We start from the raw sequence: 25,403 nt of genomic DNA on the forward strand, positions 1-25,403 counted from the left end.
ACTTCGGCAGGTTCAGCACGGGCACTGTCGAAGCGCCCTGAGCGGAGTGAAGGGTCCTGGTTCAGGTCCGACGTTTCGTCAGCTTCGGCCATGTCGGAGCACCCGATGTGCGGTGGTGGGTTCTCGCCTCGCTTCGCTCGGCGCCCTTCGACGAGCTCAGGGAACCGGCTCGGCACATACCTGTCGACGTGGCTGTCTCGGGTCGTTGAGCCTGTCGAAACGCCCTGAGCGGAGCGAAGGGTCCCAACTTGGGTCGTTGAGCACTTCGACAGGCTCAGCACAGGCCCCGTCGAGTTGCTGAGCGCGGTGAAGGGAATCAGCCGCAGCGGGCGAGGTGGGTGGCGTCGGCGATGGTGTCGCACCAGTCCTGGATGGTCCTCTCGACGGGGCTGAGCTGTGGGCCGAGGTCGGGGGTGCATTCCAGCCACGCGCCGCCGCTGGTGACCTCATAGACGTAGCCCAGGGGGCTGGTCCAGCGGAAGTGGCCGGGTGCGATCTGGTTCAACACCCAGGCGCCCTTGGTCTTGCCGCGGTGGACGCGGCGGCAGAGCTGGGCCAGGTTGTCCAGCCGGGTCTGGCCGGGTCGGCCGGGCTGGTAGGTGGTGTTGTGGTCGACGTCCAGGCCTCGGGTGCGGGTGGAGAACGGGAACGCCTCCGTGGGTCGCAGCAGCCGCAGGGCTTTGCGCATCCGCCGAGTCGGCCGGTACCCGTCGGCGGCGGGGGTGTTGTTCAGGTCGATGACGGGCTGAACCTTGAGGCTGATTTCGCCGTTGCGGTAGCCGTCGCCGAGGAGCTCGCCGAGCAGCGCGGTGGTCAGCGTGCCGGCGCGCTCGACCGATGCGACCGGGTCCAGGGTTCCGTCCGCGTCCGCGGTGATGTGCACGACGATCTCCACCCTCGGCAACCGCGCAGGCGGCGGTGGGGTGTCGGGTCGCCGGCCACGCAGACCGGGCTCTGTCCCGCCCCCGTCCAGGCGGGCCGTGTGGGGTGGCGGGTCCTCGCCTCGCTCCGCTCGGCGCCCTTCGACGAGCTCAGGGAACCGGAAAGGCGGCTCAGGCAACCGGGTCGGCTCAGGCAACCGGGTCGGCTCAGAGAACCGGGGCGGCGGCTCAGGGAACCGGTCGGGTCGCCGAGCACTTCGACCAGGCTCAGCACATGCCTGTCGAGGTGCCTTGAGCGAAGCGAAAGGTCCCACCCCACCCGAGCGATCCAGCCGCGGATCGTCGGGTGGCTGCCAGTCGGGAGGCTCATCATCAGGGAACGGAGGCTCATCGTCCTCGTCCGGCGGCTCCGGCGGCACCGGCGCGATGACCGGGCCGTCGCAGTCGCTGTCCAAGAGGGCCAGACCGTCGCCCGGGCTGGTGCAGTCGATGCCCCGATGATCAAGGCAGCCGTCCATGCTGTCGAGGTCGATGCCGAGGGCGGGCTGGTCGGCTTCGAGGATGGTGAGCAGGAGGTCGGGGTTCATGGCCAGGGAGAGGGCCTTCGCGCGGCGGGCGGAGTGGTCCAGGCCGGGATAGCGGGCCTTCAACCGCTCCGAGATCTGATGGAGGCGTTCGTCGACGATCCTGCCATCCAACACATCGAGCCGGCCGCCGATCGACGTGACACCCGGCTCCTCGTCGCGCAGCCACACCCCACGCCGGGCACGGGCCTCGGCCTCCCGCTCCCGCGCGGCGGCCGCGTCGGCCCGGATGATGAGCTTCTTCAGTTCCCCCAGCGCCGCACCGGGCACCAGCCCGTACTGCCTCGGCAACCAACGGGCCGTGACGGTCTCGGCCTGCATCGGATCCAGATCCCGACACAACCACGCGGCCCTCTCGGCGAGCCAGCGTTCGACCTCCCCGTTGATCACGGCCTCGAACAACATCGGGTGTCGGTACTTCAGATTCAGCGCGGAGGCGGTCCTCTCGATCGCCGCGGTCTGCGAACACCGCAGCAACGCGGCGACCTCCATCGCCAGGAACTCCGACACACCCGGGGTTCCCTCCCCACCCGGGTGGACCAGCTTCTCCGGCAGCTTCGTATCTCGGTCACGGTAGATCTCGGTCCCGTAATCCAGCAGGTCCGCCTCATCCAGGCGGTAGGCCAGGGCAAGGTCGCAGATGGCCTCCAACTCCTCGGCCTCCCCGCGGCGACGCAGCACGACACCCGCACGGAGGCGGATGGTCGCCTGCCGGGAATCGTCACGTCGCCTGGTTTCCATGACACCCACGCTACGACCCGCCACCGACACTTTTCGCACGCCCGTCTGAATTATCCACAGGGCACGTCATCCTGAACGGAGCGGCAGGGTCGTCGGCTGTCACTTCCCCGTGGCCAGCTCGATCTCGTGCACAACGATGCCTATATCGGTGCCGCTGTTCCCATGCTGCAGCGGCCCCCGTATAGGCATCTTTGTGCTGGAAAGGGGGACCGGGAATGGGCTCAGGGAACAGGGTGATAGCTTGCGGCCATGGCAGGCAGGATGCACGAGAACCAGGTGGCGACCAGCGCCGGGCTCGTGCGTCGGCTGCTGGAGGAGCAGTATCCCGTGCTCGCCGGTGAGCCCATCGCGGACGCCCCCATGCACGGCACAGACACGGACGTGTACCGCGTCGGGGACCGGCACTGCATGCGGCTTCCGATCGTGGACTGGGCCTTCGGCCAGCAGGAACGCGTCCGCCCCTGGCTGCCCTGGCTGCGCGACCGGCTCAGCCTGCCGCCCGCCGTGCCCGAGTTCTACGGCGCGCCGGGCTGCGACTACCCGGCGCCGTGGTGCGTCCAGCGATGGGTGCCAGGGCGTCGGCTCCAGCCCGGCAGCGACGACGCCGGTCTTGCCGTCGAGATCGCCGACTTCCTGCGCGAACTGCGGGCCCTCCCGATCCCCGAAGGGGCACCGACGGCAGGGCTCAGCCCCCACGCCATGGACGCCGACGTCCGAGAACGCCTTGCCGCGCTGTCAGGCAGCGTCGGCGGCCTCGGGACCGGCGCGCGGGCCCCCGAGGCCGGTGACGAGGACGGTCCCCAGGATGGCCGCGAGGACGATCCTCAGGATGGCCGCCCGGACGCTCCCGAGGCGAGCGGCGCGGACTCTCCCGAGGTGCACGAGGACCTGGCCGCGGCCTGGACCACGCTGCTCGAGGCGACCCCGCCGTGGGACGGTCGAGGCACGCTCTGGCTACACGGAGACGTGGCACCGGGAAACCTGATCGTCCGCGACGGGCGCCTCGTCGGGCTCATCGACTGGGGCGGCGTCGGGGTGGGGGAACCCGCCAACGACCTGCAGGTCGCCTGGAATCTGTTCACGCCGAACGCCCGCGAGGCCTTCCGGCGTGGCCATCGACGTGCCCGACGCCACGTGGCGCCGGGCGCGGGCCCGGGCGTTCGCGCAGGCCGCGTTCCAGCTGTCCTTCTACCGCCTGACGCTCCCGCCCCTGGCCGAGCAGGCCCGGCACACCTTCGCCCAGGTCCTCGGCGAGCTCGGCGTCTGACGGCGGGGATAGGTTGGGACCATGACTGATCCCACCCCAGACCCCTGGTTCGATCTGGACAGCTACATCTCGACGCCTCGGCTCGGCGGCCTGACGCTGAGCCGCGACGGCTCGTCGCTCGTGGTGGCCGTCCAGGGCACCGATGCGGAGGCGACCACCTACACCACCGCCCTGTACCGCGTCGACCCGACGGGTGAGACCCCCTCGACGCGACTCACGCGCTCGGTCAAGGGTGAGAGCCTCAGCGCGTTCCTGCCCGACGGGTCGCTGCTGTTCACCTCGAAGCGCGACCTCCTCGGCAGGGCGGGAGACAAGCCGTCTGAGACGACCGCCGCGCTGTGGTGCCTGCCGGCCGGTGGGGGAGAGGCCTACGAACTGGCCCGCCGCGACGGCGGCTGGGGCCAGGTGCTCACCACCGACAGCGACCGCGTCATCCTCGGCGTGCCCGTCCACCAGGGCGCCGCGGACGACGAGGCCGATGCCGCGAGGCGGACGGCTCGGCGCGATACGAAGGTCGCAGCCCTCCTGCACAGCGGATACCCGGTGCGCTACTGGGACCACGACCTCGGCCAGGAGACGACCCGCCTGCGCGCCGCCCGGGTCACGGGAGAGGGCGACCGTGAGCTGGCCGACGTGGAAGACCTCACCGGCGACGTCGGCCGCGCGCTCGGCGACGTCGCGGTCTCCCGCGACGGATCGGTCATCGTGGCCGAGTGGTCGGTGCCCGAGGCGCACGGCGTCACCCGCGCCGAGCTCGTCCGCATCGACCCGGCCACGGGCGAGCAGACCGTCATCGCATCGCACGCCGACGACGAGTTCGGCTTCCCGGTCGTCAGCGATGACGGCAGCCTGATCGTCGCCGTCCGGAACCGACGCTCGACCCCCACCGTAAGCCCCGACGCCACCCTGTGGCTCATCGACGGCGACGGTGAGGGTCGCCCTCTGGCGGCCGACTGGGACCGCTGGGCGCACCCCGTCGCGTTCACCCCGGACAACGCCACGCTCATCGTGACCGCGGACGACGACGGCGAGTGCCCCGTCTTCGCCGTCGATGTCGCGACCGGGGAGGTGCGCCGCCTGACGCAGCACGGCGCGTACAGCTCCGTCCAGCTCAGCCCCGACGGCGCCACCGCCTACGCGGTGCGCACGGCCTACGACATCCCCGGCGAGGTCGTCGCGATCGACATCGCGGGCGCCACGACCCGGGTGCTGCCCGGCCCCGTCGAGTACCCGGCGCTGCCCGGCCGCATCGAGCGCGTCGAGACCACCGCCGCCGACGGCACCAGGATCCCCGGCTGGCTCGTCCTCCCCGACGGTGCATCTCACCAAAACCCGGCACCCTTGACGCTGTGGGTCCACGGCGGCCCGCTCGGCTCCTGGAACGCCTGGAGCTGGCGCTGGTGCCCCTGGCTGCTCGTCTCGCGCGGCCAGGCCGTCCTGCTCCCCGACCCCGCACTCTCCACCGGCTACGGCCTCGACCACATCCAGCGCGGCTGGGGACGGTGGGGGGCCGAGCCGTTCACCGACATCATGGCGCTCACCGACGCGGCCGAGGCTCGGGACGACGTCCGCGACGATGCCTCGGTCATGATGGGCGGCTCCTTCGGCGGCTACATGGCCAACTGGATCGCGACGCACACCGACCGCTTCGCCGCGATCGTCAGCCACGCCTCGCTCTGGAACCTCCAGTCCTTCGGCCCGACCACCGACGCCTCCTGGTACTGGAAGCGCGAGCTCAGCGAGGAGATGATGGCCGCCCACTCGCCGCACCTGTTCGCCGCCGACATCGTCACGCCGATGCTCGTCATCCACGGCGACCGCGACTACCGGGTGCCGATCGGCGAGGGGCTGGCGCTGTGGTGGGCGCTCAACGAGAAGCACGACGGGGAGCCGGCCGACCTGCCGCACCGCTTCCTGTACTTCCCCGACGAGAACCACTGGATCCTCACGCCGCAGCACGCGAAGGTCTGGTACGACACCGTCATCGAGTTCCTCGCCGCCCACCGCGAGGGCAGGGCGATGAAGACCCCAGAGCTGCTCTGACGCCCCGGACATGCGACGGCCCGTCCCCCGGCAGGGGACGGGCCGTCGTGCTTCGGGTCGGACTCAGAGTCCCTTGATCGCCTTCTGCCAGGCCTCCACGACGGCGGGCTCGCCGGTGATGGCGACGTCGGCCTTTCGGCCGCTCAGGTGCAGCAGGATCTCGGACGGCAGCCCGGCGATCGTCAGGGGCTTCGGGCCGCGCCCGAGTTGCGCCACCTCGCCCGTGTCGGTGCGCTGCAGCCGGACGTGGCCCTTGAACTGCATGTTTGTCTTGCGGGCCAGCACCTTGGTCATCGGCCACAGGTCGCGCTGCTCGCCGGGCTTCAGCACCTGGACCCGGCCGTTGGCGCGCAGCACGTCCTCGTGGTGCATGAAGTACTCGCCCGAGTTGACGAGGTTGTCGACCGGGAACATGATCCAGCCGGGCGTGCGGATGGCCTCCACCAGGGCCGGGTAGCCCAGCTCGTGGAGCGTCTCACGCTGGATGCGCTCGGTCTTCGGCGCGAACTTCTCCGAGCCGATGCCGGGCAGCGCGCCGAGCTTGTGCTCGCGCACGTAGAGGTGCGCGGCGAGGTCCTGGGTCTGCCACCCCGCACACTCGGTCGGGGCGAAGGGGCCGAGCTCCTCGAGGAGGTCGGCCAGGGCAGCTCGTTGGCGTCGGGCGAGGGTCATGGGCACAAGACTAGACACTCTGAGCCAACCCGGCGGACGCGACATCCGGGAATGCGCGGGGCACAATAGGGCGCATGCCAGAGCTCACCTTCAACGCGGACGGCCTCGTGCCCGCGATCGCCCAGGACGCCGACACCCGCGAGGTGCTGATGCTGGCCTGGATGGACGCCGAGGCCCTGCGGCGCACCCTCGCCACCGGCAAGGCCACCTACTGGTCCCGCTCCCGCCGGGAGTACTGGGTCAAGGGGGAGACCTCCGGCCACCACCAGAGCGTCGTGAAGGTCGAGCTGGACTGCGACGGCGACACCATCCTCCTGACGGTCAACCAGACCGGGGCCGCCTGCCACACCGGCAACCGCACCTGCTTCTTCACGGAGCTGACCGACGGCGACGTCGCATGATCATCTCGCCCACCCTCGGGGAGTTCACCGAGCAGGCGAGGACCCGTCGGGTCATCTCCGTCCACGCGCGGCTGCTTGCCGACGACCAGACGCCCGTCGCCCTCTATCAGCAGCTCTGCGGCGACCGGGAGGGCACATTCCTGTTCGAGTCGGCCGACGGTGGGATCTGGTCGCGCTGGTCGTTCGTCGGCGTCCGCGCCGCCGCGACGCTCACCGAGCGGGACGGCCACGCCGCCTGGATCGGCCGTGAGCTCGTGGGCATCCCCGACGACGGCGACCCTCTCGAGGTGCTCCGCGCCACGCTCGCCGAGCTCGCCACCCCGCCAGAGACCGGGCTCCCGCCGTTCCACGCAGGCATGGTCGGCTATCTCGGCTATGACGTCGTGCGGCGGCTCGAGAGGCTGCCCGACACCACGACCGACGACCTCGGCCGCCCCGAGCTCATCATGATGCTCGCGAGCGAACTCGCCATCCTCGACCACCATCGCGGTGAGCTGTGGCTGGTGGCTAACGCCATCAACTACGACGGCACGGACGAGGGCGTCGAGCGCGCCTACCGGACCGCCGTCGACGCCATCGAGGGCATGGCGGCGGCGCTGCGGCGCCCCCGCGCGAGCCTCGTTGTCCAGGAGGGCGAGCCCCGCACCCCCACGGTGATCCGGCAGCGCTCCTCCGAGGAGTACCGCGCGATCGTCGAGGAGGCCAAGGAGGAGATCCGCGCGGGCGAGGCCTTCCAGATCGTCGTGTCGCAGCGCTTCGACGTGCCGACGAGCGCCGACGCCTTCGAGGTCTACCGGGCCCTGCGGCTCACCAACCCCAGCCCGTACCTCTACCTGCTGAGGCTGCCGGGCTTCGACGTCGTCGGGTCCAGCCCCGAGGCCCTGGTGACGGTGCAGGACCGCGTCGCGACCACCCGGCCCATCGCCGGGTCCCGGCCACGCGGGGCCACCCCGGAGGCCGACCGCCGCCTCGCCGAGGAGCTGCTCGCCGATCCGAAGGAGAAGGCCGAGCACCTCATGCTCGTCGACCTCGGCCGCAACGACCTCGGCCGGATCTGCGCCCCCGGCAGCGTCACCGTGCACGAGTTCATGAAGGTCCGCCGCTACTCGCACATCATGCACCTCGAGGCCGCGGTCTCCGGGCGCCTCCGGGACGGGGCCACCGGGCTGGATGCCGTGCTGAGCTGCTTCCCGGCCGGCACTCTGTCCGGCGCCCCGAAGGTGCGGGCGATGGAGATCATCGACCGCCTCGAGGTGAGCCGCCGCGCGCTCTACGGGGGCGTGGTCGGGTACTTCGACTTCGCCGGCAACGCCGACGTCGCCATCGCCATCCGCACCGCCCTGATCGCCGACGGCGTGGCGCACGTCCAGGCAGGAGCCGGGATCGTCGCCGACTCGGTGCCGGAACTCGAGGACGCGGAGTGCTCGCACAAGGCAAGGGCCGTGATCACGGCCATCGGGAGGGCAGAGGCGATGGGGGGCCCCGCATGAGGGGTCGTGCGCCCGCGACACTCGTGGCCATGGCCGGGGCGCTGCTCGCCACCCTGGGCTCGCAGGCGGCCTCGTCGCCGCTCATCGGCCCCGCCCTGGCTGTCCTGGCCGGCATCGCGCTCAGCCTCATGCTGTACCGCACCGCACTGCGGGTGCTCGGCGTCGCGATCACCGCGCTGTCAGTGGCCGGCCTCGGGTGGGCCGTGTCCATGGGCGCGTGGCTCGTCGCGGCGGGTTTCGCCGTCGCCGCGGCCGGGCTGCTCGGCGTCGTCGTCTGGGGGCCGCGCTGGGTCCGTCGCTCACCCGCCGCCGAGCGGCGCCTCGACGACTGGTCGGCCATGGACGCCGGGCTCGACCCGACCACCACCGGGGATGAACAACGGCCTGACCGCGCCGCCTGATGGCGGTAGGCTCACCCGAGTCAGCGATCCGACCAACCAGAGAGGCTGAGCGATGGCGCGTACCGCGAAGTACTACCACCACGGGCGGAGCCCTGCGGCCTGGGTCGGTTCCGTCGGCGTCGCGATCGGCTTCGTGCTGGTCGCCATCGCGGCCATGCTCGGCCCCAGCTGGCCGCTCGTCATCACCGGCGCCGCCGTGATCCTGGTCGCCTGCATCGTCACCATGGTCATGAAGACCATGGGCTTCGGCCAACCGTGACCGTCCTCGACGACATCATCGCCGGAGTCCGCGAAGACCTCCACGCCCGTACCGCACGAGTCCCGCTCGCCGACGTCCGGCGCGCCGCGGAGAGCGCGCCCGAGCCCCTGGACGTGGTCGCCCGGCTGCGCGACCCGCGCCTGGCGGTGATATCCGAGGTCAAGCGCAGCTCGCCCTCAAAGGGACACCTGGCCGACATCTCCGATCCGGCGGAACTCGCCGCCTCCTACGCGGCGGGCGGCGCGGCGGCGATCTCCGTCCTCACCGAGCAGCGCCGCTTCAACGGCAGCCTCGACGACCTGGACGCCGTGCGCGCCCGCGTGGACGTGCCGGTGCTGCGCAAGGACTTCATGGTCGACGAGTACCAGTTCTTCGAGGCCCGCGTGCACGGGGCGGACCTCGTGCTGCTCATCGTCGCGGCCCTCGACGACGCCCAGCTGAGGAGCTTCCTCACGCTGACGTCCGATCTCGGCATGACGGCCCTCGTCGAGACGCACACCGCCGAGGAGGTCGACCGCGCGCTCGAGGCCGGTGCCGAGGTGATCGGCGTCAACAACCGCAACCTCAAGACGCTCGACGTCGGCCTGGCGACCTTCGGGGCGCTGGCCGGACGTATCGGCTCCGATGCCGTCAAGGTGGCCGAGTCCGGCATCCTCACCGCCGCCGACGTTGAACTCGTCGCGTCGCAGGGCGCCGACGCGATCCTGGTGGGGGAGGCGCTCGTCCGCCACGGCGACCCCGCCGCGGCGATCTCCGAGTTCATGGCGGCCGCAGAGAGGGGCATCCGATGAGCCTGCCGACCGACACGGGACACTTCGGGCAGTTCGGGGGGCGTTTCGTCCCCGAGGCACTCCAGGCCGCGCTGGCGGAACTCACGGAGGCCTTCGACGCAGCCTGGGCCGACCCCTCCTACCACGCGGAGCTGGAGAAGCTGCAGCGCGACTACTCGGGCCGCCCGACCCCCATCACCGTCGCGGAGAACTTCTCGCGGCAGTGCGGCAACGCCACGATCCTGCTCAAGCGCGAGGACCTGAACCACACCGGCGCGCACAAGATCAACAACGTGCTCGGCCAGGCCCTGCTCACGAAGCGGATGGGCAAGACGAGAGTCATCGCGGAGACCGGCGCAGGCCAGCACGGCGTCGCCACCGCGACCGCAGCCGCGCTGCTCGGCCTCGAGTGCCGCGTCTACATGGGCGAGGTCGACACGCAGCGCCAGGCGCTGAACGTCGCCCGCATGCAGCTGCTCGGCGCCGAGGTCTACGCGGTCGCCGCCGGCTCCCGCACGCTCAAGGACGCCATGAACGAGGCGATGCGCGACTGGGTCACCACCGTCGAGGACACGCACTACCTCATCGGCACCGTCGGTGGACCCCACCCGTTCCCGTACCTCGTGCGCGAGCTGCAGCGGGTCATCTCCACCGAGGCCCGCCGCCAGATGATCGCCGAGCACGGCGGGCTGCCCGACTACGTCGCGGCCTGCGTCGGGGGCGGCAGCAACGCCATCGGCATGTTCTACGACTTCATCGAGGACCCGTCCGTCGGCCTCTACGGATTCGAGGCCGAGGGCGAGGGGATCTCCACCGGGCGCCACGCGGCGACGATCACCGCGGGCAGCCCCGGCGTGCTGCACGGCGCCCGCACCTACGTCCTGCAGGACGAGGAGGGCCAGACCATCGAGTCGCACTCCATCTCGGCCGGCCTCGACTACCCGGGTGTCGGCCCCGAGCACGCCTGGCTCGCCACCACCGGCCGCGCGGTCTACGAGCCGGTCACCGACGCCGACGCCATGGACGCCTTCAAGCAGCTGACCCGCACCGAGGGCATCATCCCGGCCATCGAGTCGGCCCACGCCGTCGCCGGCGCGAAGCGGCTCGGGCTGCGGCTGGCGCAGGAGAACCCGGACCTGCACCCGAAGATCCTCGTGTGCCTGTCGGGCCGCGGGGACAAGGACGTGGCGACGGCGTTCGACTGGTTCGGGCTGCCCGGCGTGCCGGACAAGACCGTTGGAGGCCTGGAATGAGCAGCTTCACCGACGCCGCGCGGCTGGGCAACACCGGTGCCGTCGTCGCCTCCTGCCTCGACGCGGGGCGACCCGCGCTCGTCGGCTACCTCCCCGTCGGCTACCCGAGCGTTGCGCAGTCGATGGAGGCCTTCCGGGCCGTGGTCGAGGGCGAAGACGGCCGCGGCGCCGACATCGTCGAGATCGGCATCCCATACTCCGACCCGCTGATGGACGGGCTGGTCATCCAGCACGCCACCGTGAAGGCAAGGGCGCGCGGGGTCCACACTCGCGACGCGTTCACCGCCGCCGAGACCGTCGCCGCGACCGGCGCCGCCCCGATGGTGATGACCTACTGGAACCTGATCGAGGCCTACGGCCCCGACCGGTTCGCCCGCGACCTCGCATCGGCCGGCGGCCGCGGCGTCATCACCCCGGACCTGCCCCCGGACGACTGCCCGGAGTGGTTCGAGGCCAGCGATGCCCACAGCCTCGACAGGGTGTTCCTGATCGCCCCCAGCTCCACCGACGAGCGCATCGCGCTCACGATGGGATCGTGCCGCGGCTGGGTGTACGCCACCAGCGTGATGGGCGTCACCGGTGCGCGCTCCGCCACCTCCGACGCCGCGCCCGTGATCGTGGGGCGGGCCCGCGCCATCGACCCGACCATCCCGGTCGGCATCGGTCTCGGCGTGAGCAACGGGGCACAGGCGGCCGAGATCGGCGGCTACGCTGACCTCGTGATCGTCGGATCGGCGCTGCTCAAGTGCCTGGACTCCGACGGAGCAGACATGCCGGGGGACCTGCGGCGCCTGCGGGCGCTGTCGGGCGAACTGGCCGCGGGCGTGGCGAGCGCCCGCCCTTGATCCCGGCGACTGATCCCGTGTCCCGGCCGGCCCGGGGGATCAGTTGTTGCGGGTTCGTTACAACCTGGCAAACCGGCCGCCCGCTCGGTGAGACTGGATTGTCGTGCAGAACTGCTGGCCGTAATGTTTGCACGCTGCCGCGTGAGCGGACGCGTGCCCACCGACCCTCGAGGAGGACCCGCCCATGTCCCACAGTGTTTTTCCCCAGCGGGCCAAGGTGGGTCTCTATGACCCGGCGTACGAGCATGACGCCTGCGGCGTCGCCTTCGTGGCACGCCTCGATGGGGTGCCGACCCACGACATCGTGTCGAAGGGCCTCGAGGCCCTTCGTAACCTTGACCACCGCGGCGCCACCGGCGCGGACGAGGCGGCCGGCGACGGCGCGGGCATCCTGATCCAAGTCCCCCACAAGTTCCTCCGCGACGTCGCGGGAGTCAAGCTCCCCGACCTCGGCGAGTACGCCGTCGGCATGGCGTTCATGCCCGTCGACGAGGCCGAGCGCGCCGAGGCGCGCCGCCGGATCGAGGCCATCGCCGAGGAGGTCGAGCTCGACGTGCTCGGCTGGCGGGACGTCCCCGTCGAGACCGGCACGCTGTCGCCCATCTCGGTCGGCGCCATGCCGCACTTCGAGCACCTGATCGTCGCCGGCCGCGACGGCCAGTCCGGCATCGAGTTGGACCGCTTCGCGTTCGTGCTCCGGCGCCGCGCCCAGCACGAGGCGGGCGTCTACTTCTCCTCGCTGTCCGCCCGCACGCTCGTCTACAAGGGCATGCTGACCACCGCCCAGCTGGAGGAGGTCTTCCCCGAACTCCACGACGAGCGCATGGCGTCGGCCCTTGCGCTGGTCCACTCGCGCTTCTCGACCAACACCTTCCCGGCCTGGGAGCTGGCGCACCCGTACCGCATGATCGCCCACAACGGCGAGATCAACACCGTGCGCGGCAACCGCAACTGGATGCGTGCCCGCGAGGCCCTCCTCACCTCCGAGAAGTTCCCCGGCGGCGTCGACGCCCTGTTCCCGATCTGCACCCCCGAGGGCTCCGACTCCGCGTCCTTCGACGAGGTGCTCGAGCTCCTGCACCTCGGCGGCCGCTCGCTGCCGCACGCCGTGCTGATGATGATCCCCGAGGCGTGGGAGGGCCACGCGGAGATGGACCCGGAGCGCCGCGCGTTCTACGAGTACCACTCGATGATCATGGAGCCCTGGGACGGCCCGGCCTGCATGACGTTCACCGACGGGTCCATCATCGGCGCCACGCTGGACCGCAACGGTCTGCGTCCCGGCCGCTACTGGGAGACCGTCGACGGTCTCGTCGTGTTCGCCTCCGAGGCGGGCGTGCTGCCGATCGAGTCGAAGGACATCGTCCGCAAGGGCCGCCTGCAGCCCGGCCGCATGCTCCTGCTCGACCTGGAGCGTCACCGCGTCCTCTCCGACGAGGACGTCAAGGGCGCGCTCGCCTCGCAGCACCCCTACCGCAGGTGGGTCGCCGAGCAGAAGATCGAGCTCGACAAGCTGCCGACCCGCGCGCACATCGTCCACTCGCACAGCTCCGTCATCCGGCGCCAGCAGGTGTTCGGGTACACGCACGAGGAGCTGCGCCAGCTCGTCGCTCCCATGGCGAGTCAGGGGGCGGAGGCCATCGGGTCGATGGGCACCGACACCCCCATCGCGGTGCTGAGCTCCCGCCCGCGGCTGATCTTCGACTACTTCAAGCAGCTGTTCGCGCAGGTGACCAACCCGCCGCTCGACGCGATCCGTGAGCAGCTCGTCACGAGCCTGACCACCAAGATCGGCCCCGAGCGGAACCTGCTCGAGCCGACCCCCGACGCGGCCCGCCAGATCACCATGACCAGCCCGATCCTCGACTCCGAGCAGCTGGCCAAGATCGTGCGGATGAACCGCGAGGGCGAGCTGCCCGGCTTCAATGCGCACGTCATCAAGGGCGTCTACAAGGTCGCCGGCGGAGGCCGGGCCCTGCAGGCCCGCATCGACGAGCTGTGCGAGGAGGTCTCGTCGGCCATCCGCGGCGGCGCCCGCGCGATCGTGCTGTCCGACCGGCACTCCAACGCCGACCTGGCTCCCATCCCTTCGCTGCTGCTCACCGCCGCGATCCACCATCACCTCGTGCGGCAGAAGACGCGCACGCAGGTGGGCCTGGTCGTCGAGGCCGGCGACGTGCGCGAGGTGCACCACGTCGCGCTGCTGCTCGGCTACGGGGCCGCCGCGGTCAACCCGTACCTGGTGTTCGAGTCCGCCGAGGACCTCGCCCGCCGCGAGATGTACGTCAACGTGACCCCGGAGAAGGCGATCGCCAACGTCGCCAAGGCGCTCAGCAAGGGCGTGCTGAAGGTGATGAGCAAGATGGGCATCAGCACCGTCGCCTCCTACACCGGCTCGCAGATCTTCGAGTGCATCGGGCTGAGCCAGGAGGTCGTCGACCAGTACTTCACCGGCACCACGTCGCGCCTCGGCGGACTGGGCATCGCCGAGCTGGCCAAGGAGATCAAGGCGCGCCACAAGCTGGCCTACCCGGGCGACGGCATCCCGCTGGCGCACCGCACGCTGCCCGTGGGCGGCGAATACCAGTGGCGCCGCGAGGGCGAGCCGCACTTGTTCGACCCCGAGACGGTGTTTCGGCTGCAGCACTCGACGCAGACCGGCGACTACCAGGCCTTCAAGCGCTACTCGGCGCTCGTCAACGACAACAGCTCGCGGATCATGACGCTCCGCTCCATGCTGAAGTTCTCCGAGCGGGAGCCCATCAGCATCGACGAGGTCGAGCCTGCCAGCGAGATCGTCAAGCGGTTCTCCACCGGCGCGATGAGCTACGGCTCCATCTCGATGGAGGCCCACCAGACCCTGGCCGTCGCGATGAACCGCATCGGCGGCAAGTCGAACACGGGCGAGGGCGGCGAGGATCCCGAGCGCCTGCACGACCCGGCGCGCCGCTCGGCGATCAAGCAGGTCGCCTCCGGCCGCTTCGGCGTGACGTCGGAGTACCTGACGTATGCCGACGACATCCAGATCAAGATGGCGCAGGGTGCCAAGCCCGGCGAGGGCGGCCAGCTGCCCGGCCCGAAGGTCTACCCCTGGGTGGCGAAGACGCGGCACTCGACGCCGGGCGTCGGCCTCATCTCGCCGCCGCCGCACCACGACATCTACTCGATCGAGGATCTCAAGCAGCTGATCCACGACCTGAAGTGCGCCAACCCCGTCGCACGCGTGCATGTCAAGCTGGTGTCCGAGGTCGGCGTCGGCACCGTCGCGACGGGCGTCAGCAAGGCCAAGGCCGACGTCGTGCTCATCTCCGGGCACGACGGTGGCACCGGCGCGGCCCCGCTGACCTCCGTCAAGCACGCGGGCGCACCCTGGGAGCTCGGCCTGGCCGAGACGCAGCAGACCCTGCTGCTCAACGGCCTGCGCGACCGCATCGTCGTCCAGTGCGACGGACAGCTCAAGACCGGCCGCGACGTCATCGTCGCCGCCCTGCTGGGCGCGGAGGAGTTCGGCTTCGCCACCGCCCCGCTGGTGGTGTCCGGCTGCGTCATGATGCGCGTCTGCCACAAGGACACCTGCCCGGTCGGCGTCGCGACGCAGAACCCCGAGCTCCGCGGCAAGTTCCACGGCGACCCCGACCACGTCGTCAACTTCTTCATGTTCATCGCCGAGGAGGTGCGCGAGCTGCTCGCCCAGCTCGGCTTCCGCACGCTGGAGGAGGCCGTCGGCCGCGTCGACGTCCTCGACATCGCCGAGGCCGTCGGGCACTGGAAGACGCAGGGCCTCGACCTCACGCCGATCCTGACGAAGGTCGACGACGTGCACGGCAATGCGCTGCACTGCATCCAGGGCCAGGACCACGGTCTCGACACCAAGCTCGACGTCGAACTGATCCGGCTGGCCGAGCCCGCGCTGGCCCGCGGTGAGCGGGTTCGCCAGAGCCTCGGGGTCCGCAACGTCGACCGCACGGTCGGCACCATGCTCGGGCATGAGGTGACCAAGGCCACCGACGGCAAGGGACTGCCCGACGGCACCATCGAGTTCACCCTGAAGGGCACCGGCGGCCAGAGCTTCGGCGCGTTCCTGCCCCGCGGCGTGACGCTGCGGCTGGTCGGCGACTCGAACGACTACTTCGGCAAGGGCCTCTCCGGCGGCCGGCTCGTCGTCACCCCGCAGGATGACGTGCACTTCGACCCCGCGACGCAGATCGTCGCGGGCAACGTCATCGGCTACGGCGCGACGTCGGGTCAGCTCTTCCTGCGCGGCCTCGTGGGCGAGCGCTTCTGCGTCCGCAACTCCGGCGCGACTGCGGTCGTCGAGGGCGTCGGCGACCACGGCTGTGAGTACATGACGGGCGGCGAGGTTCTCGTGCTCGGCCCGACCGGGCGGAACTTCGCGGCCGGCATGTCCGGCGGCGTCGCCTGGGTCCTCGACCTGAACCCGCTGCGGCTGAACTCCGAACTGGTCGACCCCGTCGACCTGAACGAGGGTGACCTCGCCCGCGTCCGCGAGCTCATGACGGAGCACCGCGCGGAGACCGGCTCGCTGGTCGCCGACGCGCTGCTCCAGCTGAGCGACGCCGAACTGGGGCTGCGCTTCACCAAGGTGCTGCCCCGCGACTTCGCACGGCTGATGGCCGTGCGCGAGATGGCGATGGCCGACGGGCTCGCCGAGACCGAGACCACCAAGCTGATGATGGAGGCCGCTCATGGCTGATCCCAAGGGTTTCATGACGACGCCGCGGCAGCTGGCCGCGCGTCGGCCGGTGGGGGAGCGCATCCACGACTGGAAGGAGGTCTACCCCGGGACACCCGGGCGTGCCCTCCTGCCGATCATCACCGAGCAGGCCGGCCGGTGCATGGACTGCGGCATCCCGTTCTGTCACAACGGCTGCCCGCTCGGGAACCTGATCCCCGAGTGGAACGACCTGGTGTGGCGCGACGAGTGGCAGTCCGCGCTCGAGCGGCTGCACGCCACCAACAACTTCCCGGAGTTCACCGGGCGGCTGTGCCCCGCGCCCTGCGAGACGAGCTGCGTCGTCGGCATCAACCGCGACCCCGTCACGATCAAGAACGTCGAGGTCGCCATCATCGACAAGGCGTGGGACGACCTGCGCGTCACCCCGCAGCAGCCGCCGTGGCACACGGCCAAGACCGTCGCGGTCATTGGATCCGGCCCCGCCGGGCTCGCCGCCGCGCAGCAGCTGACGCGGCGCGGCCACACGGTCGTCGTCTACGAGCGGGCGGACGCCATCGGCGGCCTCCTGCGCTACGGCATCCCCGAGTTCAAGATGGAGAAGTCCGTCCTGGACCGGCGCCTCAAGCAGATGATCCTCGAGGGCACCCAGTTCAAGACCGGCGTCAACGTCGGCGTCGACATCACGGGCGCGGAACTGCGCGAGCAGTACGAGGCGGTCGTGCTGGCCGTCGGCTCCACCGTCGCCCGCGACCTGCCCGCCCCCGGCCGCGAGCTGAACGGCATCCACCAGGCGATGGAGTTCCTGCCCCAGGCCAACCGCGTCGCGGTCGGCCAGGAGGTCCCCGACCAGATCACCGCCGCCGGCAAGGACGTCGTCATCATCGGCGGTGGCGACACCGGCGCCGACTGCCTGGGCACGTCGATCCGCCAGGGCGCCGCGTCCATCACGCAGCTGGAGATCATGCCGATGCCGCCCGAGGCGCGCCCCGGCCACCAGCCCTGGCCCACCTACCCGATGACCTTCAAGGTCACCTCCGCCCACGAGGAGGGCGGCGACCGGGTCTACGCGGTCAACACCCAGCGCTTCGTGGGCGACGAGGACGGCAACGTCGCGGGACTCGACATCGTCGAAGTGCGCTTCGAGGCCGGCCGCTTCGTCGAGGTGAAGGGCACCGAGAAGCACATCCCGGCGCAGCTCGTGCTGCTCGCGATGGGCTTCGTCGGACCGGAGAAGGCCGGCCTGGTCGAGGAGCTCGGGCTCGAGCTCGACGGCCGCGGCAACATCGTGCGCGACGACGCCTACGCGACCAACGTGGACGGCGTGTTCGCGTGCGGCGACGCGGGGCGCGGCCAGTCGCTCATCGTGTGGGCCATCGCCGAGGGGCGCAGCTGCGCGGCCGGCGTCGACACGTTCCTGTCCGGCACCTCCAAGCTGCCGCGGCCCATCGGGCCCGAGGTGCGCCAGCTCCTCGCCTGAACGCCGAGCAACGGTGACGGCCACTCCCCGCAGGGGGAGTGGCCGTCCGCGTTCCGGCCGCGCGCCCTAGACTGGGCGGGATCCATCGACGAAGGAGACGAAGCATGAGGGTGGCGATCGCCAGCGACCACACGGCCATGGAACTGCGGGAGAACATCGCGGAGTTCGTACGGGGCATGGGCCACGAGGTCGTCGACCTCGGCACGAACGACCCGAGCCGGGCCGACTACCCGGTCTACGGCCGGGCCGTGGGCGATGCGGTCGCGTCCGGGAAGGTCGACCGCGGCATCGCGATCTGCGGCACGGGCATCGGGATCTCCATCGCCGCCAACAAGGTGCCCGGCGTGCGCTGCGTCGTGTGCTCCGAGCCCTACTCCGCGGCGCTGTCGCGTCAGCACAACGACTCGAACGTGCTGGCCTTCGGGGCCCGGGTCGTCGGCGACGAGATGGCAAAGATGATCACCCGCGAGTGGCTCGTCACCGAGTTCGAGGGGGGCCGCCACCAGCGGCGCGTGAACCAGCTGAACGCGCTCGACGAGGGCGTCGAGATCGCCGACCAGGTGGACCCTCTGGCGTGACGGACTGACGCCCGCGCCGCTGTCATAACAGTTGCGTAACGACGGGTGGTTCAGGTTGGCTCGCGTTAGTACATATGGTTAACTAACAAACATGAGCCAGGCAGCGACGAGCAGGGGAGAGCGCCCCTTCGCCATCCGTCTCGGGCAACACAAGGTGCTCCCCGAGGATGCGAGGCGCTACAACCGCTCCCTTGTCCTCTCGACCCTCTTCCACGAGGCACCGATGAGCCGCGCGGACCTGGCGAGGGCCACCGGCCTGACCCGTGTCACGATCTCGGCGCTGGTCGCCGACCTGCTCGTCGAGCAGCTGGTCAGGGAAATGGGCGTCAGCGGTGACGTCCGACCCGGCAAGCCTGCCACCCTCATCGACATCGACGACGATCACCTGTGTCTCGTGGCGATCGACCTGTCGGGCAACGAGCACTTCCGGGCCGCGCGGCTCAACCTGCACGGCGTCGTCGTCGAGCACTGTGCGGTGCCGATCCCCCAGGATCTGGGCGATGCCCTCGGCGTCATCGTCGACCTGGCCGCCGACATGGTCGCGCGGGCGCCCGCCCGGGTGCTCGGCGTCGGCGTCGGCGCGCCCGGCATCGTCAACCACGACGGCGTCGTCCTCAAGGCCTCCAACCTCGGCTGGGAGTCGGTCGACCTGGCCGGGGAGTTGCGCCATGCGACCGGTGCCCCCGTCATCGTCACCAACGACGCGAACGCTGCCGTGCTCGGCGAGTTCACGTTCGCGGACGCAGCCGAGGACGTTCTCCTCATCCGCGTCGGCCGCGGCGTCGGTTCCGGACTGCTGGTCTCCGGCCGCGTGCTGGACGGCGCGCATCTCGCCGGCGGCGAACTCGGTCACGTCACCGTCGGCACCGACGGCGGTCCCCTGTGCGGCTGCGGCAAGCTCGGCTGCCTCGAGGCGTGGCTCTCCGAGCCCGCACTCACTGCCCGCCTGTCGACCGGTCACCAGGACGCGCTGCGTGTTGCAGGGGAACGGCTCGGTATCGCCCTTGCTCCGGTCGTCGGCGTACTGGACATCTCGGAGGTCCTCCTCTCCGGCCCCTCGGAGCTGCTTGACGGCGAACTCCGCGAGGCCGCGACCGAGACCCTGGAGTCTCGCATCCTGACCCGCTTCCACGGGGTCACGGTGCGGATGGCGGGGGAAGGCGACGACATCGTGCTGCGCGGTGCCGCCGTCCAGGTCCTCTCTTCGCAGCTCGGGGTCTTCTGACCTCAGCTGCCACGGCAGCACCCTCCAGGGAAACAACCAACGAAGTTACACACCACCTAGGAAAATGGAGTCAGGCAATGAAGCTCAAGCTTTCGGCCGTTGCCCTCGTCGGGGCTTCCGCTCTCGCGCTCAGCGCATGCGGAGCCAACACCACCGCGGAGTCCACCTCGGACGCCACCGCATCCTCTGGCGCCGCCACCGGCGACATCCGCGTCTGGCTCGTCGGTGACACCGACACGCCGCAGGACGCGCGGGACTACCTCAAGAAGACCTTCGAGGAGCAGAACCCGGGATCGACCCTGACCATCGAGGTCCAGCAGTGGACCGGCCTCGTCGACAAGCTCACCACCTCGCTGTCCAGCAACGACAGCCCCGACATCGTGGAGATGGGCAACACCCAGGCCGCCGCCTTCACCTCGGCCGGTGCGCTGCTCGACCTGAGCGACATCAAGGACGCCCTCGGCGGTGACGACCTGCTGCCCGGCTTCGTCGAGGCCGGCTCGTACGACGGCAAGCTCTTCGCGGCGCCGTACTACTCCGGTGCGCGCGTGGTGTTCTACAACACCGAGCAGTACAAGGAAGCCGGCGTCGAGGTCCCGACCACGCTCGACGAGTACGTCTCCAACGCCGTGACCATCAACGAGAAGCTCGACGACGTCGCGGGTGTCTGGTTCCCGGGTAAGGACTGGTACAACGCGCTCCCGTTCATCTGGGAGAACGGCGGCCAGATCGCCGTGCAGAACGACGACGGCTCGTGGGACGCCCAGTTCTCCAGCGCCGAGTCCCTGGCCGGCATCGCCCAGGTCCAGACCCTGATGACCGAGGGCACCACCGCCCCCAAGGACGGCGACGAGACCGACGCGTGGGTCCCGCTGCGCACCTCGAAGTCCGCCACCCTGTCCGCGCCGAGCTGGGCCTACTGGTCCATCGTCGCTGACGAGGACGGCAACGACACCGACGTGACCGACTCGCTCGGCTACTTCGCCCTCCCGGGCAAGGACGGCGGCGCCGCCTCCGTCTTCGCCGGTGGCTCCAACATCGGCATCTCGGCCAAGTCCGCCAACGTCGACCTGTCCAAGGCCGCGCTGGAGATCATGCTGAGCGACGAGTACCAGACCATCCTCGCTGAGAACGGTCTGGTTCCTGCGAAGACCAGCCTCGGCTCCAAGGTCGCCGGTGCGACGCCTGAGCTCGCCTCCATCATCGCCGAGGCCGCTGCCTCCGCGAAGCTGACCCCCGCCAGCCCGAACTGGGCCGAGGTCGAGGCACAGGGCCTCCTGCAGGACTTCTTCGTCCAGGTCGCAAACGGCGGCGACGCCGCCACGCTGGCCGCGGAGCTGGACACCAAGATCGAGTCGATCCTCAACGCCTGATCCCATCAGAACCCGACGCGGGGCCCGGAGAGGCTCGTCCCTCCGGGCCCCGCGTCATCCCCACGACCCACCCACTGCAGAAAGGCTCACCGGAATGCTCGCGACCAGTGATGCCCTCGCCACCACCGAGGTGGACACGCCACGAAGCCGACGTCCGCAGCTGACCCCGATGCTGCTCCTGGCCCCGGCGTTCATCATGCTGGCCATCTTCATCGGCTGGCCCGTCGTCCAGATGATCGTGATGAGCTTCCAGGAGTACGGACGCGCCCAGATCTTCGGCGCCGACCCCGAGTTCATCGCGCTGGGCAACTACACCAAGGTCCTGACCGATCCGACCTTCTGGGCCGTGCTCGGGCGCAGCGTGGCGCTCGCCGCGGTCTGTGTCGTGGCCACGATGGTGCTGGGCATGGCCATCGCCGTCATGATGACCAAGCTCGGCAAGGTCATGCGCACCGTCGTGTCCGTCGGGCTGCTTCTCGCGTGGGCGATGCCCGCGCTGACCGCCACCATCGTGTGGGGGTGGATCTTCGACACGTCGTATGGACTCGTCAACTGGCTGATGACCAAGCTCACGGGAGACAACTGGTTCGGTCACTCGTGGCTGATCGACCCGCTCAGCTTCTTCGGCGTCGCGGCCATCATCATCATCTGGGGCGCCATCCCGTTCGTGGCACTCAGCCTCTACGCCGGCCTGACGCAGGTGCCGTCCGAGGTGCTCGAGGCCGCATCGCTCGACGGGGCGAATGGCTGGCGGCGCTTCGTCAACGTCACCTTCCCCTACATCCGCTCCATCGTGATCGTCGTCCTGATCCTGCAGATCATCTGGGACCTGCGCGTGTTCGCGCAGATCTACGCGCTGCAGACCATCGGCGGCATCCGGGAGCAGACCAACACCATCGGCGTCTACATCTACACCGAGTCGATGGCCTCCGGCCGACTCGGCACCGGCGGCGCCATCTCCGTCATCCTTGTCGCGATCCTGCTGGCGATCTCGGCCTACTACATCCGCCTGACCCTGAGGAACGAGGACTGACATGAAAGGCTCACTGCTTTCCAGGTCCCTGCTGAACGTCGCAGCCGTCATCGTGTTCGTGTGCTCGGTGTTCCCCGTCTACTGGATGGTCAACACCTCGATGCTGCCCGGCGCCAAGATCAAGTCGACCACGCCGTCGTTCCTGCCCGAGTCGCTGAACTTCGCCAACTACGCCACCGCCCTCGGCGACGGCTTCATCCCGGCCATGTGGATGTCGCTGGCAGTGACCGGCCTGACGCTCGTCACCGCGCTGGTGTTCGCCTTCATGGCGGCGCTGGCGCTGTCGAGGTTCACCTTCCGCTCACGCAAGTCGCTGATCGTCGCCGTGCTCGTCATCCAGATGGTGCCGGCCGAGGCCCTCATCATCTCCATGTTCCGGCTGCTCGACGGCTGGCACCTGGTCAACACGGTGCTCGGCCTGTCGGCCGTCTACATCGCCATGGTCCTGCCGTTCACGATCTGGACCCTGCGCGGTTTCGTCCAGGGAGTCCCCGCAGACCTCGAGGAGGCAGCCCAGATCGACGGCTGTTCCAAGGCCGGCGCCTTCTGGCGGATCACGTTCCCGCTGCTCGCCCCCGGCCTGGTGTCCACGGGCATCTTCGCCTTCATCCAGGCCTGGAACGAGTTCGTCTTCGCGCTGGTCATCATGACCCGGGAGGAGAGCCAGACCCTCCCGATCTGGCTGCGGTCCTTCCTCCAGGCCACCAAGGCGACCGACTGGTCGGTCGTCATGGCAGGCTCGACGCTGATGGCCCTGCCCGTGGTGATCTTCTTCCTGATCGTCCAGGGCCGGATGACGTCGTCCATGACCTCCGGCGCCGTCAAGGGCTGAGCAACAACCAAGGACCGAGATGCAGCACCTTCCCCTCATCCCCGCACCGACCCACATCGAGCTCGCCGACGGCGCGTTCCGGCTCGCCGCGACCACTCCGGTCAGCGGGGAGCTGGCCGACCTGCTCGCCGACGAGCTGCACACCGTCACCGGAGCGCGCCCGCACGTCGGCGGTCACGGCGAGATCCGGCTCCGGATTGCGGGGGAGGGGAGGCCGGGGTCCTATCATCTGACGGTCACCGAGCACCGGGTCACCCTGACCGGCGCCGACCGCGCCGGCCTGCGGTACGGCATCTGGACGCTCGTCCAGGCCGTCCGCCGGTCCGGAGACGGCTGGGAGATCCCGGCCCTCGACATCCACGACGCGCCCCGGTTCGCCTACCGCGGCTTCATGATCGACGTGGTGCGGCACTTCTTTGACGTCGCCACGGTCGAGACCCTCATCGACCGCGCCGCCCGGCTGAAGCTCAACGCGCTGCACCTGCACCTCAGCGACGACCAGGGCTGGCGGCTCGAGATCGCCTCGCGGCCCGAGCTGACCGCGAAGGCGTCCGGCACCTCGGCCTTCGGGGATCCCGGCGGCCACTTCACGCAGGCCGACTACGCCCGCATCATCGCCCACGCGGCCTCCTACGACATGATCGTCGTGCCGGAGATCGACCTGCCCGGGCACACGCACGCCGTCGGCGTCGCCTACCCGGACCTGGTCGAGGAGCCCGTCCTCACGCAGGAGATGCGCGACACGGTCGAGGCCTTCGGCGGCGACGTGCCCGTCAAGGGCGAACCCTGCACCTCCATCCCCGTCGGCTTCTCGCAGCTGCGCATCCACCATGAGCCGACCTACGACTTCCTCGCTGACGTGCTCGGGGAGGTGGCCGCGCTGACCCCGGGCCCGCTGGTGCACGTCGGCGGAGACGAGTGCCTCGGCACCGACCCGGCGGACTTCGCGTACTTCATGGAGCGCGTCACCACGCTGGTGGCGGGCCTCGGCAAGACGCCGGTGGTCTGGCACGAGGCGGGCGCGGCCGAAGGGCTGGCCCGCGGGACGGTCGGGCAGTTCTGGGGGCTCCGGTCCAACGACGAGCAGGTCGCCGCGAAGGCGCGCTCGTTCCCCGAGCGGGGTGGCGGTGTCATCCTGTCACCGGCAGACGCGATCTACCTCGACATGAAGTACGACGAGGACGAGCCTCTCGGCCTGACGTGGGCCGGCTACGTCAGCGTCGAGCAGTCCTACGACTGGGACCCGGCGACGCTGATCGACGGGATCGGCGAGGACGCCGTGCTCGGCGTCGAGGCGCCGACCTGGACCGAGAAGCTCACCAGCCTGGCCGAGCTCGACCACATGATGTTCCCGCGCATCGCCTCTGCGGCCGAGATCGGCTGGTCGCCCGCACCCGGGGGTCACGACTGGCGCACCTGGGAGTCCTTCTCCGCCCGTCTCGCGGGCATCGCCCCGCTGTGGGAGGCCCAGGGCATCGGGTTCCACAGGGCGCCAGGGGTGGACTGGCGCTGACCCACCGGCGACCGCCGACCCCGGCCCCGGGCCCGGCGGGGTCTCTCGTTATGATCGATGCTGCTTCGGACCCCCGAATGACGCCACCGACCAGGGATCCCCACCGCATGAGCGACACCAGACTCTTCCCCGGGCAGGTCTTCATCCAGACCGTGCTCGACGCCGCCGAGACCAAGGACACCATGTCCAGGCGGATCAAGGGCCCCTACCTGATGCGCGCGGCCATGGCGGGCCTGCTGATCGGGATCCTGTACGTTGCGCACTACCAGATCGTCGCGACGTTCACCGACCTCGGTGGAGTCGACCTCTCCGGCGTCGGCAAGATCCTCGGTGCCGCGGTCTTCGGCTGGGCCCTGGTGTTCATCTACCTGACGAAGTCGGAGCTGCTGACCTCCAACATGATGCTGACCTCGGTGGCCGTCTACCATCGGCGCATCACGCCGGCCCGCCAGTTCGGCATCCTGTCGCTGTGCCTGCTCGGCAACGCGCTGGGCGGCCTGGCCCTTGCTCTCATGCTGAAGGGCAGCACGATCATCACGGGTGGCCTGCTCGAGGCCATGCAGCACGCGGTCGACGTCAAGCTGGGCTACACCACCTCCATGCTCGGCCTGAGCGACCTCTTCTTCCGCGCCGTGCTCTGCAACCTGCTGATCAACATCGCGATGCTGGTGGTCTACAACGGCTATCTCAAGGACTACCTCGCGATCATCATCTCCATGCTGTCCGCGGTCTTCCTCTTCGTCTTCCTCGGGCTCGAGCACTCCGTCGCCAACACGGTGCTGTTCCTGGTGGTCGGGCTCCAGGGCGAGGTCGCGTGGGGCGCGGCGGCGCTGAACGTCGCAGTGGCGCTGCTCGGCAACTTCGTCGGCGGCGGGGTCCTGATCGGCTTCTACTACGCCTTCCTCAACGACCCCCGGCGGGGACGCACCACCGACTGAGGCCCGGGCGCGGGCCGGGGACCCAGGCGTGTGGGGTGAGGTCCCCATCGCCCCGGGGCGTCGGACCCATATACACCCCAGATTCTCGTAGAACCCGGCAGGCTCATGACAGTCGAGGGTGTGGCCGGGTT

Annotated in this window: 20 protein-coding genes; 18 read left to right on the plus strand and 2 right to left on the minus strand. The window is 70.1% G+C overall.

Features of this window, described 5'->3' with window-relative positions; genetic code table 11:
• Nucleotides 1–316: 316 nt before the first annotated feature.
• On the minus strand, nt 317–2,206 hold the full coding sequence (locus KDB89_RS06515; RefSeq protein WP_219084021.1) for a DUF222 domain-containing protein: 1,890 nt from the start codon (nt 2,204–2,206) through the stop codon (nt 317–319).
• Nucleotides 2,207–2,455: 249 nt separating this feature from the next.
• Between KDB89_RS06515 and KDB89_RS06520 the strand changes: the two genes are divergently transcribed.
• Together KDB89_RS06520 and KDB89_RS06525 are read left to right on the plus strand one after the other, a co-directional pair.
• Nucleotides 2,456–3,502, plus strand: coding sequence for a phosphotransferase (locus tag KDB89_RS06520; protein WP_219084022.1), 1,047 nt, complete (start codon nt 2,456–2,458; stop codon nt 3,500–3,502).
• Nucleotides 3,495–5,516, plus strand: a complete 2,022-nt coding sequence (locus tag KDB89_RS06525; protein WP_219084023.1) for a prolyl oligopeptidase family serine peptidase — start codon at nt 3,495–3,497, stop codon at nt 5,514–5,516. Before KDB89_RS06520 ends, KDB89_RS06525 begins: the two co-directional genes overlap by 8 nt.
• Before the next feature lie 63 nt (nt 5,517–5,579).
• Here KDB89_RS06525 and KDB89_RS06530 read toward each other — a convergent pair whose 3' ends face one another.
• Nucleotides 5,580–6,188 (minus strand): TIGR03085 family metal-binding protein, encoded by a 609-nt coding sequence (locus KDB89_RS06530; RefSeq protein ID WP_219084024.1) that lies wholly within the window; start codon nt 6,186–6,188, stop codon nt 5,580–5,582.
• A gap of 74 nt (nt 6,189–6,262) precedes the next feature.
• On the opposite strand from KDB89_RS06530, the gene hisI reads away from it, so the two are divergent.
• The 16 genes from hisI to KDB89_RS06610 all read left to right on the plus strand — a co-directional run bounded on the left by hisI (nt 6,263) and on the right by KDB89_RS06610 (nt 25,272).
• Nucleotides 6,263–6,589, plus strand: a complete 327-nt coding sequence (gene hisI / locus KDB89_RS06535) for a phosphoribosyl-AMP cyclohydrolase (RefSeq protein WP_219084025.1) — start codon at nt 6,263–6,265, stop codon at nt 6,587–6,589.
• Entirely contained in the window at nt 6,586–8,079 is a 1,494-nt protein-coding gene (locus KDB89_RS06540) for an anthranilate synthase component I (RefSeq protein ID WP_219084026.1), read from the plus strand. The genes hisI and KDB89_RS06540 overlap by 4 nt, the downstream gene beginning before the upstream one ends.
• Nucleotides 8,076–8,480: a hypothetical protein gene (locus KDB89_RS06545; protein WP_219084027.1), complete on the plus strand. Its 405-nt coding sequence runs from the start codon at nt 8,076–8,078 to the stop codon at nt 8,478–8,480. The genes KDB89_RS06540 and KDB89_RS06545 overlap by 4 nt, the downstream gene beginning before the upstream one ends.
• 52 nt (nt 8,481–8,532) lie before the next feature.
• A complete protein-coding gene (locus KDB89_RS06550; protein WP_219084028.1) occupies nt 8,533–8,739 on the plus strand; it encodes an HGxxPAAW family protein in 207 nt (68 codons plus the stop codon).
• Nucleotides 8,736–9,530 (plus strand): indole-3-glycerol phosphate synthase TrpC, encoded by a 795-nt coding sequence (trpC, locus tag KDB89_RS06555; RefSeq protein ID WP_219084029.1) that lies wholly within the window; start codon nt 8,736–8,738, stop codon nt 9,528–9,530. The genes KDB89_RS06550 and trpC overlap by 4 nt, the downstream gene beginning before the upstream one ends.
• Nucleotides 9,527–10,762, plus strand: a complete 1,236-nt coding sequence (trpB, locus tag KDB89_RS06560) for a tryptophan synthase subunit beta (protein WP_219084030.1) — start codon at nt 9,527–9,529, stop codon at nt 10,760–10,762. The genes trpC and trpB overlap by 4 nt, the downstream gene beginning before the upstream one ends.
• Nucleotides 10,759–11,607, plus strand: coding sequence for a tryptophan synthase subunit alpha (gene trpA, locus KDB89_RS06565; RefSeq protein WP_219084031.1), 849 nt, complete (start codon nt 10,759–10,761; stop codon nt 11,605–11,607). The genes trpB and trpA overlap by 4 nt, the downstream gene beginning before the upstream one ends.
• A 184-nt stretch (nt 11,608–11,791) precedes the next feature.
• Nucleotides 11,792–16,321: a glutamate synthase large subunit gene (gltB, locus tag KDB89_RS06570; RefSeq protein ID WP_219084032.1), complete on the plus strand. Its 4,530-nt coding sequence runs from the start codon at nt 11,792–11,794 to the stop codon at nt 16,319–16,321.
• The gene (locus tag KDB89_RS06575; protein WP_219084033.1) at nt 16,314–17,780 is read left to right on the plus strand and encodes a glutamate synthase subunit beta; all 1,467 of its coding nucleotides are present in this window, start codon (nt 16,314–16,316) and stop codon (nt 17,778–17,780) included. Before gltB ends, KDB89_RS06575 begins: the two co-directional genes overlap by 8 nt.
• A gap of 104 nt (nt 17,781–17,884) precedes the next feature.
• Nucleotides 17,885–18,358: a ribose 5-phosphate isomerase B gene (gene rpiB / locus KDB89_RS06580; protein WP_219084034.1), complete on the plus strand. Its 474-nt coding sequence runs from the start codon at nt 17,885–17,887 to the stop codon at nt 18,356–18,358.
• A gap of 91 nt (nt 18,359–18,449) precedes the next feature.
• Nucleotides 18,450–19,583, plus strand: a complete 1,134-nt coding sequence (locus KDB89_RS06585; RefSeq protein ID WP_219084035.1) for an ROK family transcriptional regulator — start codon at nt 18,450–18,452, stop codon at nt 19,581–19,583.
• A 77-nt stretch (nt 19,584–19,660) separates the two neighbouring features.
• Nucleotides 19,661–20,956: an extracellular solute-binding protein gene (locus KDB89_RS06590; RefSeq protein ID WP_219084036.1), complete on the plus strand. Its 1,296-nt coding sequence runs from the start codon at nt 19,661–19,663 to the stop codon at nt 20,954–20,956.
• Nucleotides 20,957–21,050: 94 nt separating this feature from the next.
• Nucleotides 21,051–21,989 carry a carbohydrate ABC transporter permease gene (locus tag KDB89_RS06595; RefSeq protein ID WP_219084037.1) on the plus strand — a complete coding sequence of 313 codons (939 nt, stop codon included), beginning with the start codon at nt 21,051–21,053 and terminating at the stop codon, nt 21,987–21,989.
• Nucleotide 21,990: 1 nt separating this feature from the next.
• Complete coding sequence (locus KDB89_RS06600; RefSeq protein ID WP_219084038.1) at nt 21,991–22,821, plus strand: carbohydrate ABC transporter permease; 831 nt, start codon at nt 21,991–21,993, stop codon at nt 22,819–22,821.
• A 19-nt stretch (nt 22,822–22,840) separates the two neighbouring features.
• A complete protein-coding gene (locus KDB89_RS06605) occupies nt 22,841–24,334 on the plus strand; it encodes a beta-N-acetylhexosaminidase (protein WP_219084039.1) in 1,494 nt (497 codons plus the stop codon).
• A 107-nt stretch (nt 24,335–24,441) separates the two neighbouring features.
• On the plus strand, nt 24,442–25,272 hold the full coding sequence (locus KDB89_RS06610) for a formate/nitrite transporter family protein (protein ID WP_219084040.1): 831 nt from the start codon (nt 24,442–24,444) through the stop codon (nt 25,270–25,272).
• The last annotated feature ends 131 nt before the right edge of the window (nt 25,273–25,403 follow it).

This window comes from Tessaracoccus palaemonis, from assembly GCF_019316905.1.
In the GTDB taxonomy this organism is placed as follows: domain Bacteria; phylum Actinomycetota; class Actinomycetes; order Propionibacteriales; family Propionibacteriaceae; genus Arachnia; species Arachnia palaemonis.